Raw genomic sequence first — 16010 nt, forward strand, 5'->3', positions numbered from 1 at the left:
CGATGAGTGAAACCACGGAAGAGTCGACCGCCCGCACAGGGTCCACCGTGATGCTGCTGGGCTCCGGCGAGTTGAGCCGCGAGTTGGCGCTGGCCTTCCAGCGGCTGGGCGCCGACGTCATCGCCGTCGACCGGTACGCCGATGCCCCCGCGCACGGCGTCGCCGACCGTTCCGCGGTGGTCAAGATGACCGACGCCGAGGAGCTGACCGCTCTGATCGGCAAGGAAAAGCCGCGCTATATCGTCGCGGAGTCGGGTCTGATCGCCGCCGACGCGCTGATCGCCGTCGCCGAGGGGGACGGCATCGAGGTTTTCCCCACTCCGCGCAGCACGCGGCTGTCGATGGACCGCGAGGGTCTGCGCAGGCTGGCCGCCGACGAGCTGGGGCTGCCCACCGCGCCGTTCTGGTTCGCCGGTTCGGTGGAGGAGCTGACCGCGGTGGCCGAGCACGCTGGTTTTCCGCTGGTCGTCAAGCCGATCGCGGCGCCGCCCGGCGAGGGCCAGTCGGTGCTGGTGCGTAGCGAAGACGTCGCGGCCGCATGGCACCGGGCGATTGCCGCAGGACACATTCCGCACAATCGCGTGCTGGCCGAGACGGTGGTCGAGGTCGATTTCGAGATCACGCTGTTGACCGTCCGCACCTATGGGCCCGCGGGTCCAGCGGTGCACTTCTGTGAGCCCATCGGCCACCATCAGGCCGAGGGCGACGTGCTGGAGTCCTGGCAGCCGCAGAGGATGTCGCCGGCCGCACTCGACGCGGCGAAGTCGGTCGCGGCCCGCATCGTCAACTCGCTGGGCGGCCGTGGCGTATTCGGGGTGGAACTACTCGTCCGCGGCGACGAGGTGTATTTCGCCGACGTCCGGCCGCGGCCCTACGACAGCGGGCTGGTAACGCTTCGCTCCCAACGCCTTTCGCAGTTCGAGCTGCACGCCCGCGCGATCCTCGGGCTCGCGGTGGACACGATCATGATTTCGCCCGCCGCGGCAGAGGTCAGCTACGCGGGAGCAGAGTCCACGGTCCCCGCCGACGTGGACATGCAGGTGGTCGCCGAGGCGCTGGCCGTCGCGGAAAGCGATGTGCGGCTGTTCGACCGGCCCGACGAGACCGACGGACGGCGGCGGCTTGGGGTGGCGCTGGCCACCGCGCCCGATCCGATCGTCGCGCGTGACCGGGCCCGCCGGGTGTCGGCGGCCCTACGCAAACTGTGGTGACCGAGCCCGCCGACCGCCCGACATTGGCGCCGTTCCTTGGTGCGCTGGCCGTCATAATGCTCGTGGTGAGCGCAATCTGGCTGTTCAACCTCTTCGGCTCCGACGATCCGCCCGCCGAACAGCAGGTCGGCCGCGCCGCAGTCGGCCAGAACGATGCGCTTCAGCGACAGAGCTACGCCGACTTCCGCACCTACACTTGCCGTGAACACCAGGGCGCCGACGCGGATATCCTTGCCCAGCAACGCGATTCGGTGTCCAAGCGGGGGGAACGGTTCGTCGACGACGTCACCGAGATCAAGGTCGACGGTGATCGCGCCACCGCCACGGTGACCTATCATTTCGACAAGGCGCCGGATGCCAAAACCGGTGTCGAGATGACTTTTGTGCGCGAGGACGGAGCATGGAAGGTCTGTTCAACCGGTCCCAGCTAGCTGTGGAAGACTTCGGCTTGTGACCTACGCAGGAGACATCACACCTGAGGAGGCTTGGAAGCTGCTGGCCGACAACTCCGAGGCCGTGCTGGTCGATTGCCGCACGGACGCCGAATGGCGCTTTGTCGGGGTGGCAGACCTGTCCTCACTGGAACGCGACGTCGTGTACGTGGAGTGGAACCACACCGACGGCAAGCACAACGACAACTTCGTCGAGGATCTCAAGGCGGCGGGGGTGACCCCGGGTGACCGGCCGGTGGTGTTCCTGTGCCGCTCGGGCAATCGGTCGATCGGCGCCGCCGAGGCGGCGACGGAGGCAGGCATCGCGCCGTCCTACAACGTGCTCGACGGGTTCGAGGGCAACCTTGACGAGAACAGACACCGCGGCCACACCGGGTGGAAAGCCGTCGGACTGCCATGGAGACAGTCGTGAGCAGCCACGATCCGTCAGTGCCTTCCGTGCGTACGCCTGCTGAATTGCCCGACGGCGTCAGCCAGGCCACCATAGGCGTGCGCGGTGGGCTGCTCAGGTCCGGCTTCGAGGAGACCGCAGAGGGCCTGTTTCTGACGTCCGGGTATGTCTACGCCTCGGCTGCCGAGGCCGAGAAGGCGTTCACCGGCGACATCGACCGCTATGTGTACTCCCGCTACGGCAACCCGACGATCTCGATGTTCGAGGAGCGGTTGCGGCTGATCGAAGGCGCGCCTGCGTGTTTCGCGACGGCGACGGGCATGGCGGCGGTGTTCACGTCGCTGGGCGCGCTGGTGGGCGCAGGTGACCGGCTGGTCGCGGCCCGGTCGTTGTTCGGCTCCTGCTTCGTGGTGTGCAGCGAGATCCTTCCGCGCTGGGGGGTCGAGACGGTCTTCGTCGACGGTGACGACCTCTCGCAGTGGGAAGACGCATTATCGGTGCCGACACAGGCGGTGTTCTTCGAGACGCCGTCTAACCCGATGCAGTCGTTGGTGGACATCGCCGCGGTCAGTCAGATGGCACATGCGGCAGGGGCAAAAGTGGTGCTGGACAATGTTTTCGCCACGCCCATCCTGCAGCAGGGCTTCCCGCTGGGGGTCGACGTCGTGGTGTACTCGGGCACCAAGCACATCGACGGCCAGGGCCGCGTGCTTGGCGGTGCGATCCTCGGGTCGAAGGAGTACATCGACGAACCGGTGCAGAAGTTGATGAGGCACACCGGCCCTGCGCTGAGTCCGTTCAACGCGTGGACACTGTTGAAGGGGCTGGAGACCCTGGCGGTTCGCGTCGAGCACCAGAACGCCTCGGCGCAGCGCATCGCGGAGTTTCTTCAGAACCATCCGTCGGTGAGTTGGGTGAAGTATCCGTTCCTGGAGTCGCATCCGCAATACGATCTTGCCAAGCGCCAAATGACCGGCGGCGGAACGGTTGTCACGTTCGAACTCGCGGGTGGCAGCAAAGAGCGCGCATTCGAGGTGCTCGACAAGCTGCGGATCGTCGACATCTCGAACAACCTCGGCGATTCCAAATCGCTGATCACTCACCCCGCCACCACCACGCACCGGGCGATGGGCCCGGAGGGCCGCGCCGCGATCGGACTCGGCGACGGCGTGGTGCGGATCTCGGTGGGGCTGGAGGGAACCGAGGATCTGATCGCCGACCTCGACCAGGCGCTGGACTAGGTGTCGCGGAAATCCGAGGCGAAAAAGGCTCGCCGCAACAAGCGGCGGGCGGCCAAGGACGCGACCTGGGTTCCTGACACCGTGATGGAAGATCTGGTGGCCACCCAGGCCGCGATCGCCACCGACCTGGAAGCGTTCGACGCGCGAATCGCCCAGCGCGGCTGGGAATTCGACGAGGACGAGTCCGACGAGGACTTCGTGTTCTGGAGCTACCCGCCGTCGGCCACCGACGTCGACGGCGACGAACTCGCGCCGGTGACGACGGTCTGGATGACGGCCGCCGAGGACGCCCAGATCGTGCACCTGATGTTGGCAGGCAACTCGGAATCACCGGAGTTCGCCCCGGACCTGTTCTTCGAACATCTCGAAGCCATCGAGGCGTATCGCGCCGGGGATCCACCGCCGGCCTTCGACTGATTCTCGGGCCCCAACGCTCTCTGAACGCAATGCGCAGAACCCTGTAAATCGCGTGTTGTGCGGTTTGTGCGCACAAGCGAGCCAGCGCGGCTTCGCGACGCATAGCTTGTGTTCGCCCCAGATGGCTACGCGAACAGGAGAATTCAGATGACCGACAACACCACTCCGACGACTCACGACTGCGCGGATCACGGCTGTCTGGCCGCCATGCTCGGACTTGAGATAGATGACACGTCGGCCGGAAGGCCCGATATTCCGTAGTGCCCGGCTCCGGCACACTTCGCCGGAATGCACGTTTTGTAGAGGAATTGCGGGAAGGTTTCTACAAAACGTGCATTTCGCGGACGGAGGCGACGCCGCTAACCCTTTTCGGACCCCTCGATGACGCCCTGTGCGGCCCGCGCGCGCTGCTCGTAGCTCTGCCGCGCCGCACGATCGAATTCGAGAAAGACCGAGTCCAGCCCCAATTGCTTGTTCATCCAACGGCGCCCACGTGGCCCCAGCATTTGCGCGGCCTGCGCGGTGAACCGCAGCACGGCAGGCACCGAAACGTGGGTCTTGGGCTTCTGGAGCGTCTTGATCACCGCCGCCGCGATCTCCGACGGCTCCACCGGCTTGATCGCCCCACCGCTCTTGGTGCCGGAGATCAGTTCGGTGTTGGTGAACGGCGGCATCACCACCGACACGTTGACGCCGTGCGGCGCCATCTCGTCGGCCAGTGCGGCGGACAGGCCGACCACACCGAACTTTGCGCCGACGTAGACCACCTGCCCGGGAACAGGGATCAGCCCCGACAGCGAGGCGATGTTGACGATGTGGCCGCGTCGACGCGCCACCATGTCCGGCAGCGCCAGCTGGCAGCCGGTCAGCACGCCGTACAGGTTCACCTCGATGGACGACCGAATGGCCTGCTCGGACTCCTCGAGGAACGGACCGATCGGCATCACGCCCGCGTTGTTGATCAGCACATCGATGTGGCCGCCCCCGTCGGTGCGGGCCTTGTCGAGGAACGTGGCGAACGAATCGCGATCGGTGACGTCGAGCGGATACCCCGATACCGACCCCAGCTTGGTGAGATCTGCGACGGCCGACTCCTGCAGCGCGACGTCGCGGTCACCGATCACGACGCGGGCGCCATGGGCGAGCAGCGCCTTGGCGGTGGCGTAGCCGATGCCGCGGGCGGCCCCAGTGATCGCGATGGTTCTGCCTGCGATGTTGTCCATGCGGCCAAACTTTACACGTGTCAAGTTTGACTGGGAAGTGGGGTTATTTGCGATCAGGCTGAGCGAATCCGCGACTCTGGAATGCACCCGAGGTGTTCGCGTTAGACATTTAAGTGATGCACGTGCCCGCAATCGACAGACTCCGCTTTGTGGCGGTCAGCCAAGACGACCCGCTGGCCGAGCCGCTGTTGGCCGAGCTCACCGTCGAATACTCGACCCGGTACGGCGCCACCGAGGACGCCGTCGCGACATGGCTGCGCGGCTACCCCGCCCACGAGTTCGCCCAGCCGCACGGCGGGCTGCTCATCGGGCTTCTCGACGGCCAACCCGTGACCGGCGGCGCGTTCTGTCGCTTCGACGAGTCCACCGCCGAGCTGAAGCGCATCTGGACCGATAGCCGCCACCGTCGGCACGGCCATGCCAAGGCGCTGCTGGCAGCGCTCGAGAGCGAGATCGTGGGCCGCGGCTATCGCACCGCCTACCTGACGACGGGCGACCGCCAGCCCGAGGCGGAGGCGCTCTACCTCTCGACCGGCTACGTCCGGCTGGCCGAGCCGTTGCCCGCCGAGGGGGACGTCTTCCCTGTCGCATTCCGGAAGACGCTGTCATGACCGAGCACCTGCACCTCGCGGTCGGCCTCGACGGCTACGGCTGGCATCCCGAAGCCTGGCGGCACACGCCCGATCTGCAGCCCGTCACCAGCGGACGGTATTGGGCGGGGCTGGCCGCGACCGCGGAACGCGGCCTGCTCGACTTCGTCACCTTCGACGACGCGCTCACCCCGCAGCGACGACGCCGACCCGACATCGAACCGAGGTGGCTCGCGGGCAGGCCCGACGCCGTGCTGGTCGCATCGAGGGTGGCGCCGGCCACCAAGCACATCGGCTTGATCCCCGTCGCGACCGTGACTCACACCGAACCGTTTCACGTGTCGAAAGCCATTGCCACGCTTGACTTCGTCTCACACGGCCGGGCCGGATGGCAGGTCCGTGTCAGCAGTTCAGCGCACGAGGCCGACTTGTTCGGCCGACGCGACCTCAGCAACGTCGACCTGTTCGACGAAGCCTCCGACGCCGTGGAGGTCGCGCGCAGGCTATGGGACAGCTGGGAAGACGACGCAATCATCCGCGACGTCGCCACCGGCCGCTTCGTCGACCGCGACAAACTGCACTACATCGACTTCGTAGGCAAATACTTTTCGGTCAAGGGTCCTTCGATCACACCGCGCCCGCCGCAGGGTCAGCCCGTCGTCGCTGCCCTCGCGCATGCCACACCGATCTACGAATTTGCCAGGCGCAGCGCCGATCTGGTGTTCATCACGCCCAACGACGACGAGGCTCTGCACGCCATCCGGGCCGAGGTTGCAGGCGTCGAGGTGTACGCCGACGTCTACGTGACCTTCGACGGGACCACCGATCCGCGCTCCGACGCGTTGGTGTTCGACGGCAGCCCAACCGAACTCGTCGATCTCCTGCTGCACTGGCACTACAGCGGCGTCGCCGGCGTCCGGCTGCGGCCCGCCGTCAACGCCACCGATCTGCCGGTGATCGTCGACGAAGTGGTGCCGCTGCTGCAGCGGGCGAACCGCTTCCGCACCTCCTACACCGACGGTGAGACACTGCGTCAGCGACTCGGGTTACCGATCGCCGAAAACCGCTATTCACAGGCGAACTCATGACTGTTCCGCTGTCCATCCTCGATCTCGCCCCGATAAGTCAAGGCAGCGACACGGCCACCGCGCTGCGTAACACCATCGACCTCGCCCGCCATGCCGAGCAGTGGGGGTTCAAGCGTTACTGGGTCGCCGAGCACCACTTCGTCGCGGTGGCCAGTTCATCACCCGCGGTGCTGATCGGCCAGATCGCTGCTGCGACTGACACAATCCGCGTCGGCGCGGCCGCCGTGCAACTCGGGCAGACGACGGCCATCGCGGTCGTTGAGAGTTTCGGCATGCTCGACGCCTTCTACCCGGGCCGCATCGACCTCGGCGTCGGCCGGTCCGGGCAGCGCGGCCGCGAGGCGGTCAAAGCGGGCGGGCGGAAACCTAAGAAGTCGCCGCGCACCGAATGGCTCGACGTCGGCGGTGTGGTCGTGCCGCCGCCGTTCGACATGAGCGTGCTGATGCGCAATCCGCGTGTGCGGGCGACGATGTCGGTGCTGCAACAACCCGGCGCTGTCGCGCCCGATTTCGACGAGCAGGTGGCAGACATCCTCGCCATGCTCGGCGGTCGCTATGTGATCGACGGCATCGACGCACATGCCGTTCCCGGCGAGGGCAGCGGGATGGTTCCTTGGGTGTTCGGCAGCAGCAAGGGCCAAAGCGCGCGGGTGGCCGGTGCCCGCGGACTGCCGTTCGTCGCCAGCTATCACATCACTCCTGCGACCGCGCTCGACGCGATCGACGTCTACCGCGACGTGTTCCGGCCGTCGGCGGCGCTGACCGAACCGTACGTGGTGGTGTCGGCCGACGTGGTGGTCGCCGACGACTCCGCGACCGCCCGCCATCTCGCGTCGAGTTACGGGCACTGGGTGTACTCCGTGCGCGCGGGTGGTGGCGCCGCCCCGTACCCGGATCCCGACACCGTCGAACCACTGACCGCCGAGCAAGCCGAGCTGGTGAAGGACCGCACCGCAACCCAATTCGTTGGTGATCCCGACGAGGTCGCGGACAAGCTACAAACCCTGCAGCGGGTGACCGCGGCCGACGAGTTGGTCATCACCTCCGTCACCCACTGCCACGCCGACCGGCTGCGCTCACACGAACTGATTGCGAAGAGGTGGGGCCTGTGACAGTGCGAGAAGGCAAAGACCGCAAGCCGATTCACCTCGCGGCTCACTTTCCCGGCGTCAACAACACCACGGTGTGGTCGGATCCGGAGTCGGGCAGCCAGATCGAGTTCGAGTCGTTCGTCCACCTCGCGCAGACCGCCGAACGAGGTCTGTTCGACTTCTTCTTTCTCGCCGAGGGCCTGCGGTTGCGTGAGCACCGCGGCCGCATCCACGACCTCGACGTCGTCGGACGGCCCGACACATTCACTGTGCTGGCGGCTTTGGCCGCCGTCACCGAGCGGCTCGGCCTGACCGGCACCATCAACACCACGTTCAACGAACCTTTCGAAGTGGCTCGGCAATTCGCCACGCTCGATCATCTCTCCGACGGGCGGGCCGGCTGGAACATGGTCACCTCGTCAGATGCGTTCACCGGCGAGAACTTCCGTCGCGGCGGGTTCCTGGACCACTCCGACCGCTACAAGCGGGCCGAGGAGTTCGTCACCGTGGCACGCGAGTTCTGGGACAGCTGGGCGGCCGACGCAGTGCTCGCCGATCGGGACAACGGCGTCTACGTCGACCCGTCCCGCATCCGCATCGTCGAACACCGCGGTCCGCAGTTCGACGTTCGCGGAATCAGTACGCTGCCGCGCCCGCCGCACGGCCATCCGGTTCTGCTGCAGGCAGGCGATTCCGCCGATGGTCGGGCATTCCTTGCCAAGTATGCCGACGCGGCCTTCACCATGCATTCGACTCTGGAAGCCGGCCAGGCCTACTACGCGGACGTCAAAGGCAGGGCCGCGTCGTATGGCCGGGACCCGAACCGGCTCAAGGTTTTTCCCGCAGCGACGTTCGTGCTCGGCGACACCGAGCAGGAGGCCGTCGACAAGGCCCACCACATCCGCCGCCAGCAGGTGGGCCCCCAGACCGCGATCGCGATGCTCGAGCAGGTCTGGCAGCGCGACCTGTCGGGCTACGACCCCGACGGTCCGCTGCCCGACATCGAACCAGCCGACGATCCCACCATCACCCAGGGTCGGGTGCGCCATGGCGACCCGAAGGCGCTAGCCGCGGCTTGGCGGGAGCGCGCGCAGGCCGAGAAGCTCAGCATCCGCGAACTGATCATCGCCGTCACCAGCCGTCAGCAGTTCGTCGGCACACCCGCACAGGTGGCCGACGAGATCGATCTGCACGTACAGGCCGACGCCTGCGACGGGTTCATCCTCGTCCCGCACCTGACCCCGGGCGGACTCGACGACTTTGTCGACCGCGTGGTGCCGCTGCTGCAGGAGCGCGGCAGCTTCCGCACCGAATACGCCGGGCACACGCTGCGCGATCACCTCGAACTATAGGCTGGCCACTGGTGTCCCCCTGATGTCGTGGACACCGGGGTGGGGTGTGTCGATGTCGCAGACGGCAGTGGGCTGGCTGATACTCGGAGCGGCTGTGCTGACGTTCGTAGCGGGCTTTGCGTCGCGCGCCTTCATCGGCCGCAGGCGCGATACCAAGGGGGTGCGACGGCTTGTGCACGCCTTCCGCCGAACCGGTGTGGCGCGTGTGCTGTTCGGGCGGTTCGAGGAGGACGTGCTCGACGACGAGGAACTCGACAGCATGATCCTGATGCCCACCGTCGTCGTCGGTTGCGGTCTGTGCCTGACCGCAATTTTCCTGCTCGGCTACGAAGCGCTGAACTAGCGGGCGGCCGCCGCGGCCGCGTCACGGATGGCGCCCCGCCACACCGGGCCATGACCGGGCAGCAGCACGTCGGTGTCGAGCAGTCCGAGCGCGCCGAGACTGCGCACACAGCCGTCCTGGTCGTGGTTGAACAGGCGGGGCAGAAGCTGCGGCCCGGTCTTCGTCACCAGCGGATGCCCGGTGACCAGTGCGTCGCCCGCGACCAGCACACCGTCGACCACGTACGAGCAATGCCCACCGGTGTGGCCGGGAGTGGGAATCGCCATGGGCGCACCGGGCAGTCCCGCGGCGATGTCCTCGGTGAGCGCCTGCGTGGTGGGAATCGCGTCGCGCACCATGCCGCCCTTTCGGGAGATCGCCAGCGTCCACTTCAAGAATCGCGGTTGCCACAGGTGCGGGATGATGTCGGCGGGCCCAGCCTGCTCGAGATACTCCCGCTTGGCGTGCCCGACCTCGGCGGCGTGCGAATAAACCGGTGTGCCATGGGTTTTCGCGAACCAAATGGCCGTGCCGAAGTGGTCGATGTGGGCGTGCGTCAACAGGATCGCCGTCAGGTCGTCCACGCCGAACCCGAGCTGCCGCAGCGAGTTGAGTACGTCGTCGCGGTGGCCGGGGAAACCGGCGTCGATCAGCATCACGCCGTTGTCGTCGATGACCAGCGTCCAGTTGACCAGGTCGGTCTCGGCGAAATGCACGCGATCGGTGACGGCTGTCAGGGCTGCTGCCATGCCGCGAGTCTAGGCTTGGCTGCGTGGCTGAACTCAAACTCGGATACAAGGCGTCGGCGGAGCAGTTCGCGCCGCGGGAACTCGTCGAGCTGGCCGTCGCCGCCGAAGAACACGGCATGGACAGCGCGACGGTCAGCGACCACTTCCAGCCGTGGCGCCACGAAGGCGGTCACGCGCCGTGGTCGCTGGCCTGGATCGCCGCTGTCGGCGAACGCACCGAGCGGCTGATCCTCGGCACCTCGGTGCTGACCCCGACCTTCCGCTACAACCCCGCCGTGATCGCTCAGGCGTTCGCCACCATGGGCTGCCTGTACCCCGACCGGATCTTCCTCGGGGTCGGCACCGGCGAGGCGCTCAACGAGATCGCCACCGGCTACGAGGGCGAGTGGCCCGAGTTCAAGGAGCGCTACGCCCGGCTGCGCGAGTCGGTGCGACTGATGCGGGAGCTGTGGCTCGGCGACCGGGTCGATTTCGACGGCGAGTACTACCGGACCAAGGGCGCCTCCATCTACGACGTCCCCGACGGCGGCATCCCGATCTACGTCGCCGCGGGCGGACCGCAGGTGGCCAAGTACGCGGGCCGCGCCGGTGACGGCTTCATCTGCACCAGCGGCAAAGGTGAAGAGCTGTACAAGGACAAGCTCATCCCCGCGATGCGCGAGGGCGCCGAGGCCGCTGGTAAGAACCCCGACGACGTCGATGCGATGATCGAGATCAAGATCTCCTACGACACCGATCCCGAACTGGCGTTGGAGAACACCCGGTTCTGGGCGCCGCTTTCGCTGACCGCTGAGCAGAAGCACTCCATCGACGATCCGATCGAGATGGAGAAGGCCGCCGACGCGCTGCCCATCGAGCAGGTGGCCAAGCGCTGGATCGTCGCGTCGGATCCCGACGAGGCCGTTGCCAAGGTCAAGGACTACGTCGACTGGGGCCTCAACCATCTGGTGTTCCACGCGCCAGGCCACGATCAGCGGCGCTTCCTCGAGCTGTTCCAGAGGGACCTCGAGCCTCGTCTTCGCCGCCTCGGTTGATCGAACTTCGCAAACTGCACCAGCACAAGAGGATTCGGGTGCTGGCCACGGTGGTCGGTGCGCTCGCGCTGGTACTGGCCGCGGCGGGGTTGGTGGCGCGGTACCTGCCGATCACCAACGAGGTCGTGCTCTTGCTCGCCGCCGTCTCGCCGTACCTGACCGTCGCGGGTCTGGTCGCGATGATCTCGTTCGCGGTCGTCAGACGGTGGGTGCCGACGATCGTGTCCGCGCTGCTCTGCGCGGTGATGCTGCTTGTGCTGCTGCCGCGCTACCTGGGCCCCGAGAAACCTCCGGTGCCCTCGGTCCCCGTTCGGGTGCTCACCGCGAATCTCGGTCTGGGCGCTGCTGATCCGAAGGGCGTCGTCGCGTTGGCGCGCGACTCGGCCGACGTGTTGGTCGTGCAGGAGTTGACACCTGGGCTCGCTGTGGCGCTGTCGACGGCGGGACTGGATGCCGTCATGGCGTACCGGTCCATCGATCCTCGCAAGAACGCGGAAGGAATCGGAATCTGGAGCCGCTACCCGATCATCGACGCCCAAGCGGTCAGCGGTTATGAGCTTGCGATGCGGATCGCCAGGATCCAACTACCTTCGGTGAGGTTGGCACCCGCGGTGCTGGCCGTGCACTTGGCCGCGCCGTGGGTGCAGCCACTGCAATACTTCCGCGACGACATCGCGCGGTTCCCGACCACGCTGCAGGCGGCGGCGCGCGAGGCGGGGCCCGGCGCGGTGATCGTGGCGGGCGACCTCAACTCGACCTACGACATGCGGCCGTTCCGCCAGCTGCTTGACGAGGGTTACCGCGACGCCGCCGAACAGGCGGGCGCGGGCCTCACCCGCAGCTTCCCGGCCAGGCCCGTGTTCGGCATCGACCATGTGCTGGTGCGCAACGCCACGGCGACATCCGCGCGCACGGTGCCGGTGCCCGGCTCCGACCACCGCGGCCTGTCCACCGTCATCGAGATTCCGGTGGACCCGAACGCCGGCTGATGTTGCCCTAGGCTGGCACGCGTGCCGACCAGAGCGATCTACATCGCCTCACCCGAAGGCGACACGGGCAAGTCGACAATCGCGCTGGGCATCCTGCACCGCCTTGCGGCCACGGTCGCGAAGGTCGGCGTCTTCCGCCCGATCACCCGGCTCGGTGAGGATTGCGACTACATCCTGGAACTGCTGCTCGCGGGCAGCACCGCCGGCCTGACCTACGACGAGTGCATCGGCGTCGGTTATCAACAATTGCACGAGGACCCTGACACCGCGATAGCCGAGATCGTCGACCGATATCACCATGTGGCCGACCAGTGCGATGCGGTGCTGATCGTCGGCAGCGACTACACCGACGTCGCCACCCCGAGCGAGTTGTCGACGAACGCGCGCATCGCGGTGAATCTCGGAGCGCCGATCGTGCTCGCAGTCAAGGCCAAAGGCCGGACGCCCGAGCAGGTCGCGCAGGTCGTCGATCTTTGCCTGGTCGAGATCGACGCCCAGCACGCACACACGGCCGCGGTGGTCGCAAACCGATGTGAGCCGGCGCAGATGACGGCGGTCGCCGAGGCGCTGAAGCCGTTCGGCCCCAAAGCCTATGTCCTGCCCGAGGAGCCGCTGCTGGTCGCGCCGTCCGTTGCCGAACTCGGCGAAGCGGTGCAGGGCAGCCTGCTCCGCGGCGACCCCGCGCTGTTCAACCGCGAGGTGATGGACGTACTGGTAGCCGGCATGACGGCCGAGCATGTGGTGGAGCGGCTGACGGAGGCGGTCGCGGTCATCACCCCTGGCGACCGCTCGGACGTCGTGCTGGCCGTGGTGGCCGCCCATGAGGCCGAAGGGTTTCCATCGCTGTCGTGTGTCATTCTCAACGGCGGCCTCGAGCTTCATCCGTCGATCGCGTCGCTGGTGTCGGGCCTCGGGCTGCGGCTGCCGATCATCACCACCAGGTTCGGCACATTCGAAACCGCAAGCCGGGTGGCCGCTGTGCGCGGCCGCGTCACTGTGAAGTCGCAACGCAAGATCGACACCGCGATCGCATTGATGGACGCCTACGTCGACACGGCGGATCTGCTGGCGCAGTTGGCCATTCCGATCCCCTCGGTCGTCACGCCGCAGATGTTCACCTATCAGCTACTGGACCAGGCCCGATCGGACCGCAAACACATCGTGCTGCCAGAAGGTGAGGACGACCGCATCCTCACCGCGGCGGGCAGGCTGCTGTCACGCGGCGTCGCGGACTTGACCCTCCTTGGCGATGAGCCGCAGATCCGCGCCCGCGCAGCCGAACTCGGCGTCGACCTGTCGGACGCGGCGGTGCTCAACCCGCGCACCAGCGAGCTGTGCGACAAGTTCGCCGAGCAATACGCCGAACTGCGCAAGCACAAGGGCATCACCGTCGAGCAGGCTCGCGAGATCATCCACGACGTCTCGTATTTCGGCACCATGCTGGTGCACAACGACATGGTCGACGGCATGGTGTCGGGTGCCGCGCACACCACCGCGCACACGGTTCGGCCCGCGTTCGAGATCATCAAGACACGGCCCGACGTTTCGACGGTGTCGAGCATCTTCCTGATGTGCCTTGCCGACCGGGTGCTCGCCTACGGCGACTGCGCGATCGTGCCGGACCCGACGTCGGAGCAACTCGCGGACATCGCTATCTCGTCTGCGCGCACCGCCTCGCAGTTCGGCATCGACCCCCGGGTCGCCATGCTCTCCTACTCGACCGGCACAAGCGGCACCGGCGCCGACGTCGACAAGGTCAGGGCCGCAACCGAATTGGTTCGCACCCGAGCGCCCGATCTGCTCGTCGAGGGCCCCATTCAGTACGACGCCGCCGTCGACGAGACAGTCGCGAAGGCGAAGATGCCCGACTCCGAGGTGGCCGGGCGCGCGACGGTGCTGATCTTCCCCGACCTGAACACCGGCAACAACACCTACAAGGCGGTGCAGCGCAGTGCGGGCGCGATAGCGATCGGGCCTGTGTTGCAGGGGCTGAACAAGCCGGTCAACGACCTGTCCCGGGGCGCGCTCGTCGAGGACATCGTCAATACCGTGGCCATCACCGCAATCCAGGCGCAGGGCACCTGATGTCACAAAGTGTCCTGGTGTTGAACTCCGGGTCGTCATCGCTGAAATATGCGGTGCTCGACCCGGATTCGGGTGGCCAGTCGGTGGAGGGGATCGTCGAACGCATCGGTGACGGTGACGTTCCGGACCACTCGGCGGCCATGCGGGTGGTATTCGGTGAGTTGGCCGACCATCTCGACGGCCTGGTGGCCGTCGGGCATCGCGTTGTGCACGGCGGCCCCGACCTGTACCGGCCGACGGTCATCGATGATGCGTTGGTGGCCAAGCTCGAGGACCTGGCCGCCCTTGCGCCACTTCACAACCCGCCCGCGGTGTTGGGCATCCAGGTAGCGCGTAAGGCGATACCGGATCTGCCCCACGTGGCGGTGTTCGACACCGCGTTCTTTCACGACCTGCCGCCCGCGGCCGCGACCTACGCCATCGATCGCGACGTCGCCGAACGATGGCACATCCGCCGCTACGGATTTCACGGCACCTCGCATCAGTACGTCAGCGAGCAGGTGGCGGCGCTTCTTGACGTGCCGCTGGCCGACCTGAGCCAGATCGTGCTGCACCTCGGCAACGGCGCCTCCGCGTCGGCGATCCTGGGTGGCAGGCCGGTGGACACCTCGATGGGGTTGACGCCGATGGAAGGCTTGGTGATGGGTACCCGTTCGGGTGACATCGATCCGGGCGTGCTGATGTATCTGTGGCGCACCGCGAAGATGAGCGTCGAGGACATCGAGTCGATGTTGAACCGAAGTTCGGGTGTCCGCGGCCTCGGTGGCGAGATCGACTTCCGGCTATTACACCAGCGCATCGAATCCGGCGACGCCACAGCACAATTGGCCTATGACGTCTACGTGCACCGGCTACGCAAGTACATCGGCGCATATCTGGCGCTGCTCGGCACGGTGGACGTCATCACGTTCACTGCTGGAGTCGGGGAGAACGACGCTGCGGTGCGCCGCGACGCGTTGTCCGGCATGGCGGCGCTTGGCATCGAGGTCGACGAGCATCTCAACGCAAGCCCCGCCAGGGGTGCGCGCCGGATTTCGGCGGACAACTCACCGACGACCGTGCTCGTGGTTCCGACGAACGAGGAGCTTGCGATCGCGCGCGCCTGCGTGCGCGTGATCTGAGTAGCGGCGCTAGACGCCGACTCCGTTGTCTCCCCGTGTGCCTGGTGCGCCAGGGGCGCCTGCGCCACCGGTGCTTCCCGGGTTGCCGTCATTGCCAGCGTTGCCGGGTTGGATGCCGCCGCCTGCGCCGCCGGATCCGCCCGCGCCACCGTTTCCGCCGTTGCCGCTGCGCGCGTCGTTGCCGCCATCGCCGCCGTCGCCGCCCGCGCCGCCCTTGTGGCTGCCGGTGTCGCTGGTGTTGGTGCCGTTGCCACCCTTGCCACCGTTGCCACCGGGCGCACCCTCCCCGCCTTTTCCTCCGTTGCCGCCGTCACCGCCTACCAGCGCTGCCCGCGCAAAGGTATTCGGACTGAACAGGTTTGGGCCGACCCTCAACAGCGAGCCCGCGTCGCCAACGACGCAACCTTGATCGGCTGGGCACCGCGAACCGGGCCCCCGGCGTCGCCATCGGGGTGACTGTCGGCGCCGACGACGCTCGCGAGTGATCCACCGAGCACGATGCGCTGCCCGCCGCTGCGGCCTCTACTGCGGTTCTTCTGGCGGCCTTCGCCGAACAGAACTAATAGCCCGGGACGCTATGTCGGTTCCGACGGCAAGGAAATCAGATATTCACCTGACAGATCCGGCTAACTGTAATCCGCTCGGAGGGCTGGG

At 66.9% G+C, this 16010-nt stretch carries 17 protein-coding genes; 14 read left to right on the top strand and 3 right to left on the bottom strand.

Going from position 1 to position 16010, the window contains the following annotated elements:
* The first annotated feature begins 2 nt into the window (after positions 1 to 2).
* Genes purT through ACGFK1_RS21150 form a run of 5 tightly spaced genes read left to right on the top strand, consistent with a single transcriptional unit; the run spans position 3 to position 3712 of the window.
* Positions 3 to 1211: a formate-dependent phosphoribosylglycinamide formyltransferase gene (gene purT, locus ACGFK1_RS21130; RefSeq protein ID WP_393433585.1), complete on the top strand. Its 1209-nt coding sequence runs from the start codon at positions 3 to 5 to the stop codon at positions 1209 to 1211.
* Between the two features lie 56 nt (positions 1212 to 1267).
* A complete protein-coding gene (locus ACGFK1_RS21135) occupies positions 1268 to 1642 on the top strand; it encodes a lumazine-binding protein (protein WP_393434091.1) in 375 nt (124 codons plus the stop codon).
* A gap of 19 nt (positions 1643 to 1661) precedes the next feature.
* The gene (locus ACGFK1_RS21140) at positions 1662 to 2075 is read left to right on the top strand and encodes a rhodanese-like domain-containing protein (RefSeq protein ID WP_393433588.1); all 414 of its coding nucleotides are present in this window, start codon (positions 1662 to 1664) and stop codon (positions 2073 to 2075) included.
* A complete protein-coding gene (locus ACGFK1_RS21145) occupies positions 2060 to 3295 on the top strand; it encodes an O-succinylhomoserine sulfhydrylase (RefSeq protein WP_393433591.1) in 1236 nt (411 codons plus the stop codon). Before ACGFK1_RS21140 ends, ACGFK1_RS21145 begins: the two co-directional genes overlap by 16 nt.
* The gene (locus tag ACGFK1_RS21150) at positions 3296 to 3712 is read left to right on the top strand and encodes a hypothetical protein (protein ID WP_393433594.1); all 417 of its coding nucleotides are present in this window, start codon (positions 3296 to 3298) and stop codon (positions 3710 to 3712) included. It begins immediately after the preceding gene.
* Positions 3713 to 4071: 359 nt separating this feature from the next.
* Here the strand turns inward: ACGFK1_RS21150 and ACGFK1_RS21155 are convergent, their stop codons facing one another.
* The gene (locus ACGFK1_RS21155) at positions 4072 to 4935 is read right to left on the bottom strand and encodes an SDR family oxidoreductase (RefSeq protein ID WP_393433597.1); all 864 of its coding nucleotides are present in this window, start codon (positions 4933 to 4935) and stop codon (positions 4072 to 4074) included.
* A 116-nt stretch (positions 4936 to 5051) separates the two neighbouring features.
* Here ACGFK1_RS21155 and ACGFK1_RS21160 point away from each other — a divergent pair, with 116 nt between their 5' ends.
* From ACGFK1_RS21160 to ACGFK1_RS21180, 5 genes are read left to right on the top strand one after another with little or no spacing between them, the layout of a single operon-like run.
* The gene (locus tag ACGFK1_RS21160) at positions 5052 to 5546 is read left to right on the top strand and encodes a GNAT family N-acetyltransferase (RefSeq protein ID WP_393433600.1); all 495 of its coding nucleotides are present in this window, start codon (positions 5052 to 5054) and stop codon (positions 5544 to 5546) included.
* A complete protein-coding gene (locus tag ACGFK1_RS21165; RefSeq protein ID WP_393433603.1) occupies positions 5543 to 6613 on the top strand; it encodes an LLM class flavin-dependent oxidoreductase in 1071 nt (356 codons plus the stop codon). The genes ACGFK1_RS21160 and ACGFK1_RS21165 overlap by 4 nt, the downstream gene beginning before the upstream one ends.
* A complete protein-coding gene (locus ACGFK1_RS21170) occupies positions 6610 to 7725 on the top strand; it encodes an LLM class flavin-dependent oxidoreductase (protein ID WP_393433606.1) in 1116 nt (371 codons plus the stop codon). Before ACGFK1_RS21165 ends, ACGFK1_RS21170 begins: the two co-directional genes overlap by 4 nt.
* Complete coding sequence (locus tag ACGFK1_RS21175) at positions 7722 to 9056, top strand: NtaA/DmoA family FMN-dependent monooxygenase (protein ID WP_393433609.1); 1335 nt, start codon at positions 7722 to 7724, stop codon at positions 9054 to 9056. Before ACGFK1_RS21170 ends, ACGFK1_RS21175 begins: the two co-directional genes overlap by 4 nt.
* A gap of 52 nt (positions 9057 to 9108) precedes the next feature.
* Positions 9109 to 9399 carry a hypothetical protein gene (locus tag ACGFK1_RS21180; RefSeq protein WP_393433612.1) on the top strand — a complete coding sequence of 97 codons (291 nt, stop codon included), beginning with the start codon at positions 9109 to 9111 and terminating at the stop codon, positions 9397 to 9399.
* On the opposite strand, the gene ACGFK1_RS21185 is transcribed toward ACGFK1_RS21180, so the two are convergent.
* Positions 9396 to 10127 (bottom strand): MBL fold metallo-hydrolase, encoded by a 732-nt coding sequence (locus tag ACGFK1_RS21185; protein WP_393433615.1) that lies wholly within the window; start codon positions 10125 to 10127, stop codon positions 9396 to 9398. The genes ACGFK1_RS21180 and ACGFK1_RS21185 overlap by 4 nt on opposite strands.
* A gap of 23 nt (positions 10128 to 10150) precedes the next feature.
* Between ACGFK1_RS21185 and fgd the strand changes: the two genes are divergently transcribed.
* The 4 genes from fgd to ACGFK1_RS21205 are packed head-to-tail and all read left to right on the top strand — an operon-like array spanning position 10151 to position 15356.
* On the top strand, positions 10151 to 11161 hold the full coding sequence (gene fgd / locus ACGFK1_RS21190) for a glucose-6-phosphate dehydrogenase (coenzyme-F420) (protein WP_393433618.1): 1011 nt from the start codon (positions 10151 to 10153) through the stop codon (positions 11159 to 11161).
* A 38-nt stretch (positions 11162 to 11199) separates the two neighbouring features.
* On the top strand, positions 11200 to 12150 hold the full coding sequence (locus ACGFK1_RS21195; RefSeq protein ID WP_393433621.1) for an endonuclease/exonuclease/phosphatase family protein: 951 nt from the start codon (positions 11200 to 11202) through the stop codon (positions 12148 to 12150).
* A gap of 21 nt (positions 12151 to 12171) precedes the next feature.
* Complete coding sequence (gene pta / locus ACGFK1_RS21200) at positions 12172 to 14235, top strand: phosphate acetyltransferase (protein WP_393433624.1); 2064 nt, start codon at positions 12172 to 12174, stop codon at positions 14233 to 14235.
* Positions 14235 to 15356: an acetate kinase gene (locus ACGFK1_RS21205; protein ID WP_393433627.1), complete on the top strand. Its 1122-nt coding sequence runs from the start codon at positions 14235 to 14237 to the stop codon at positions 15354 to 15356. Before pta ends, ACGFK1_RS21205 begins: the two co-directional genes overlap by 1 nt.
* Before the next feature lie 9 nt (positions 15357 to 15365).
* On the opposite strand, the gene ACGFK1_RS21210 is transcribed toward ACGFK1_RS21205, so the two are convergent.
* On the bottom strand, positions 15366 to 15731 hold the full coding sequence (locus ACGFK1_RS21210; RefSeq protein ID WP_393433630.1) for a hypothetical protein: 366 nt from the start codon (positions 15729 to 15731) through the stop codon (positions 15366 to 15368).
* Positions 15732 to 16010 lie beyond the last annotated feature (279 nt).

The organism is Mycobacterium sp. NPDC048908 (genome assembly GCF_043197955.1).
In the GTDB taxonomy this organism is placed as follows: Bacteria; Actinomycetota; Actinomycetes; order Mycobacteriales; family Mycobacteriaceae; genus Mycobacterium.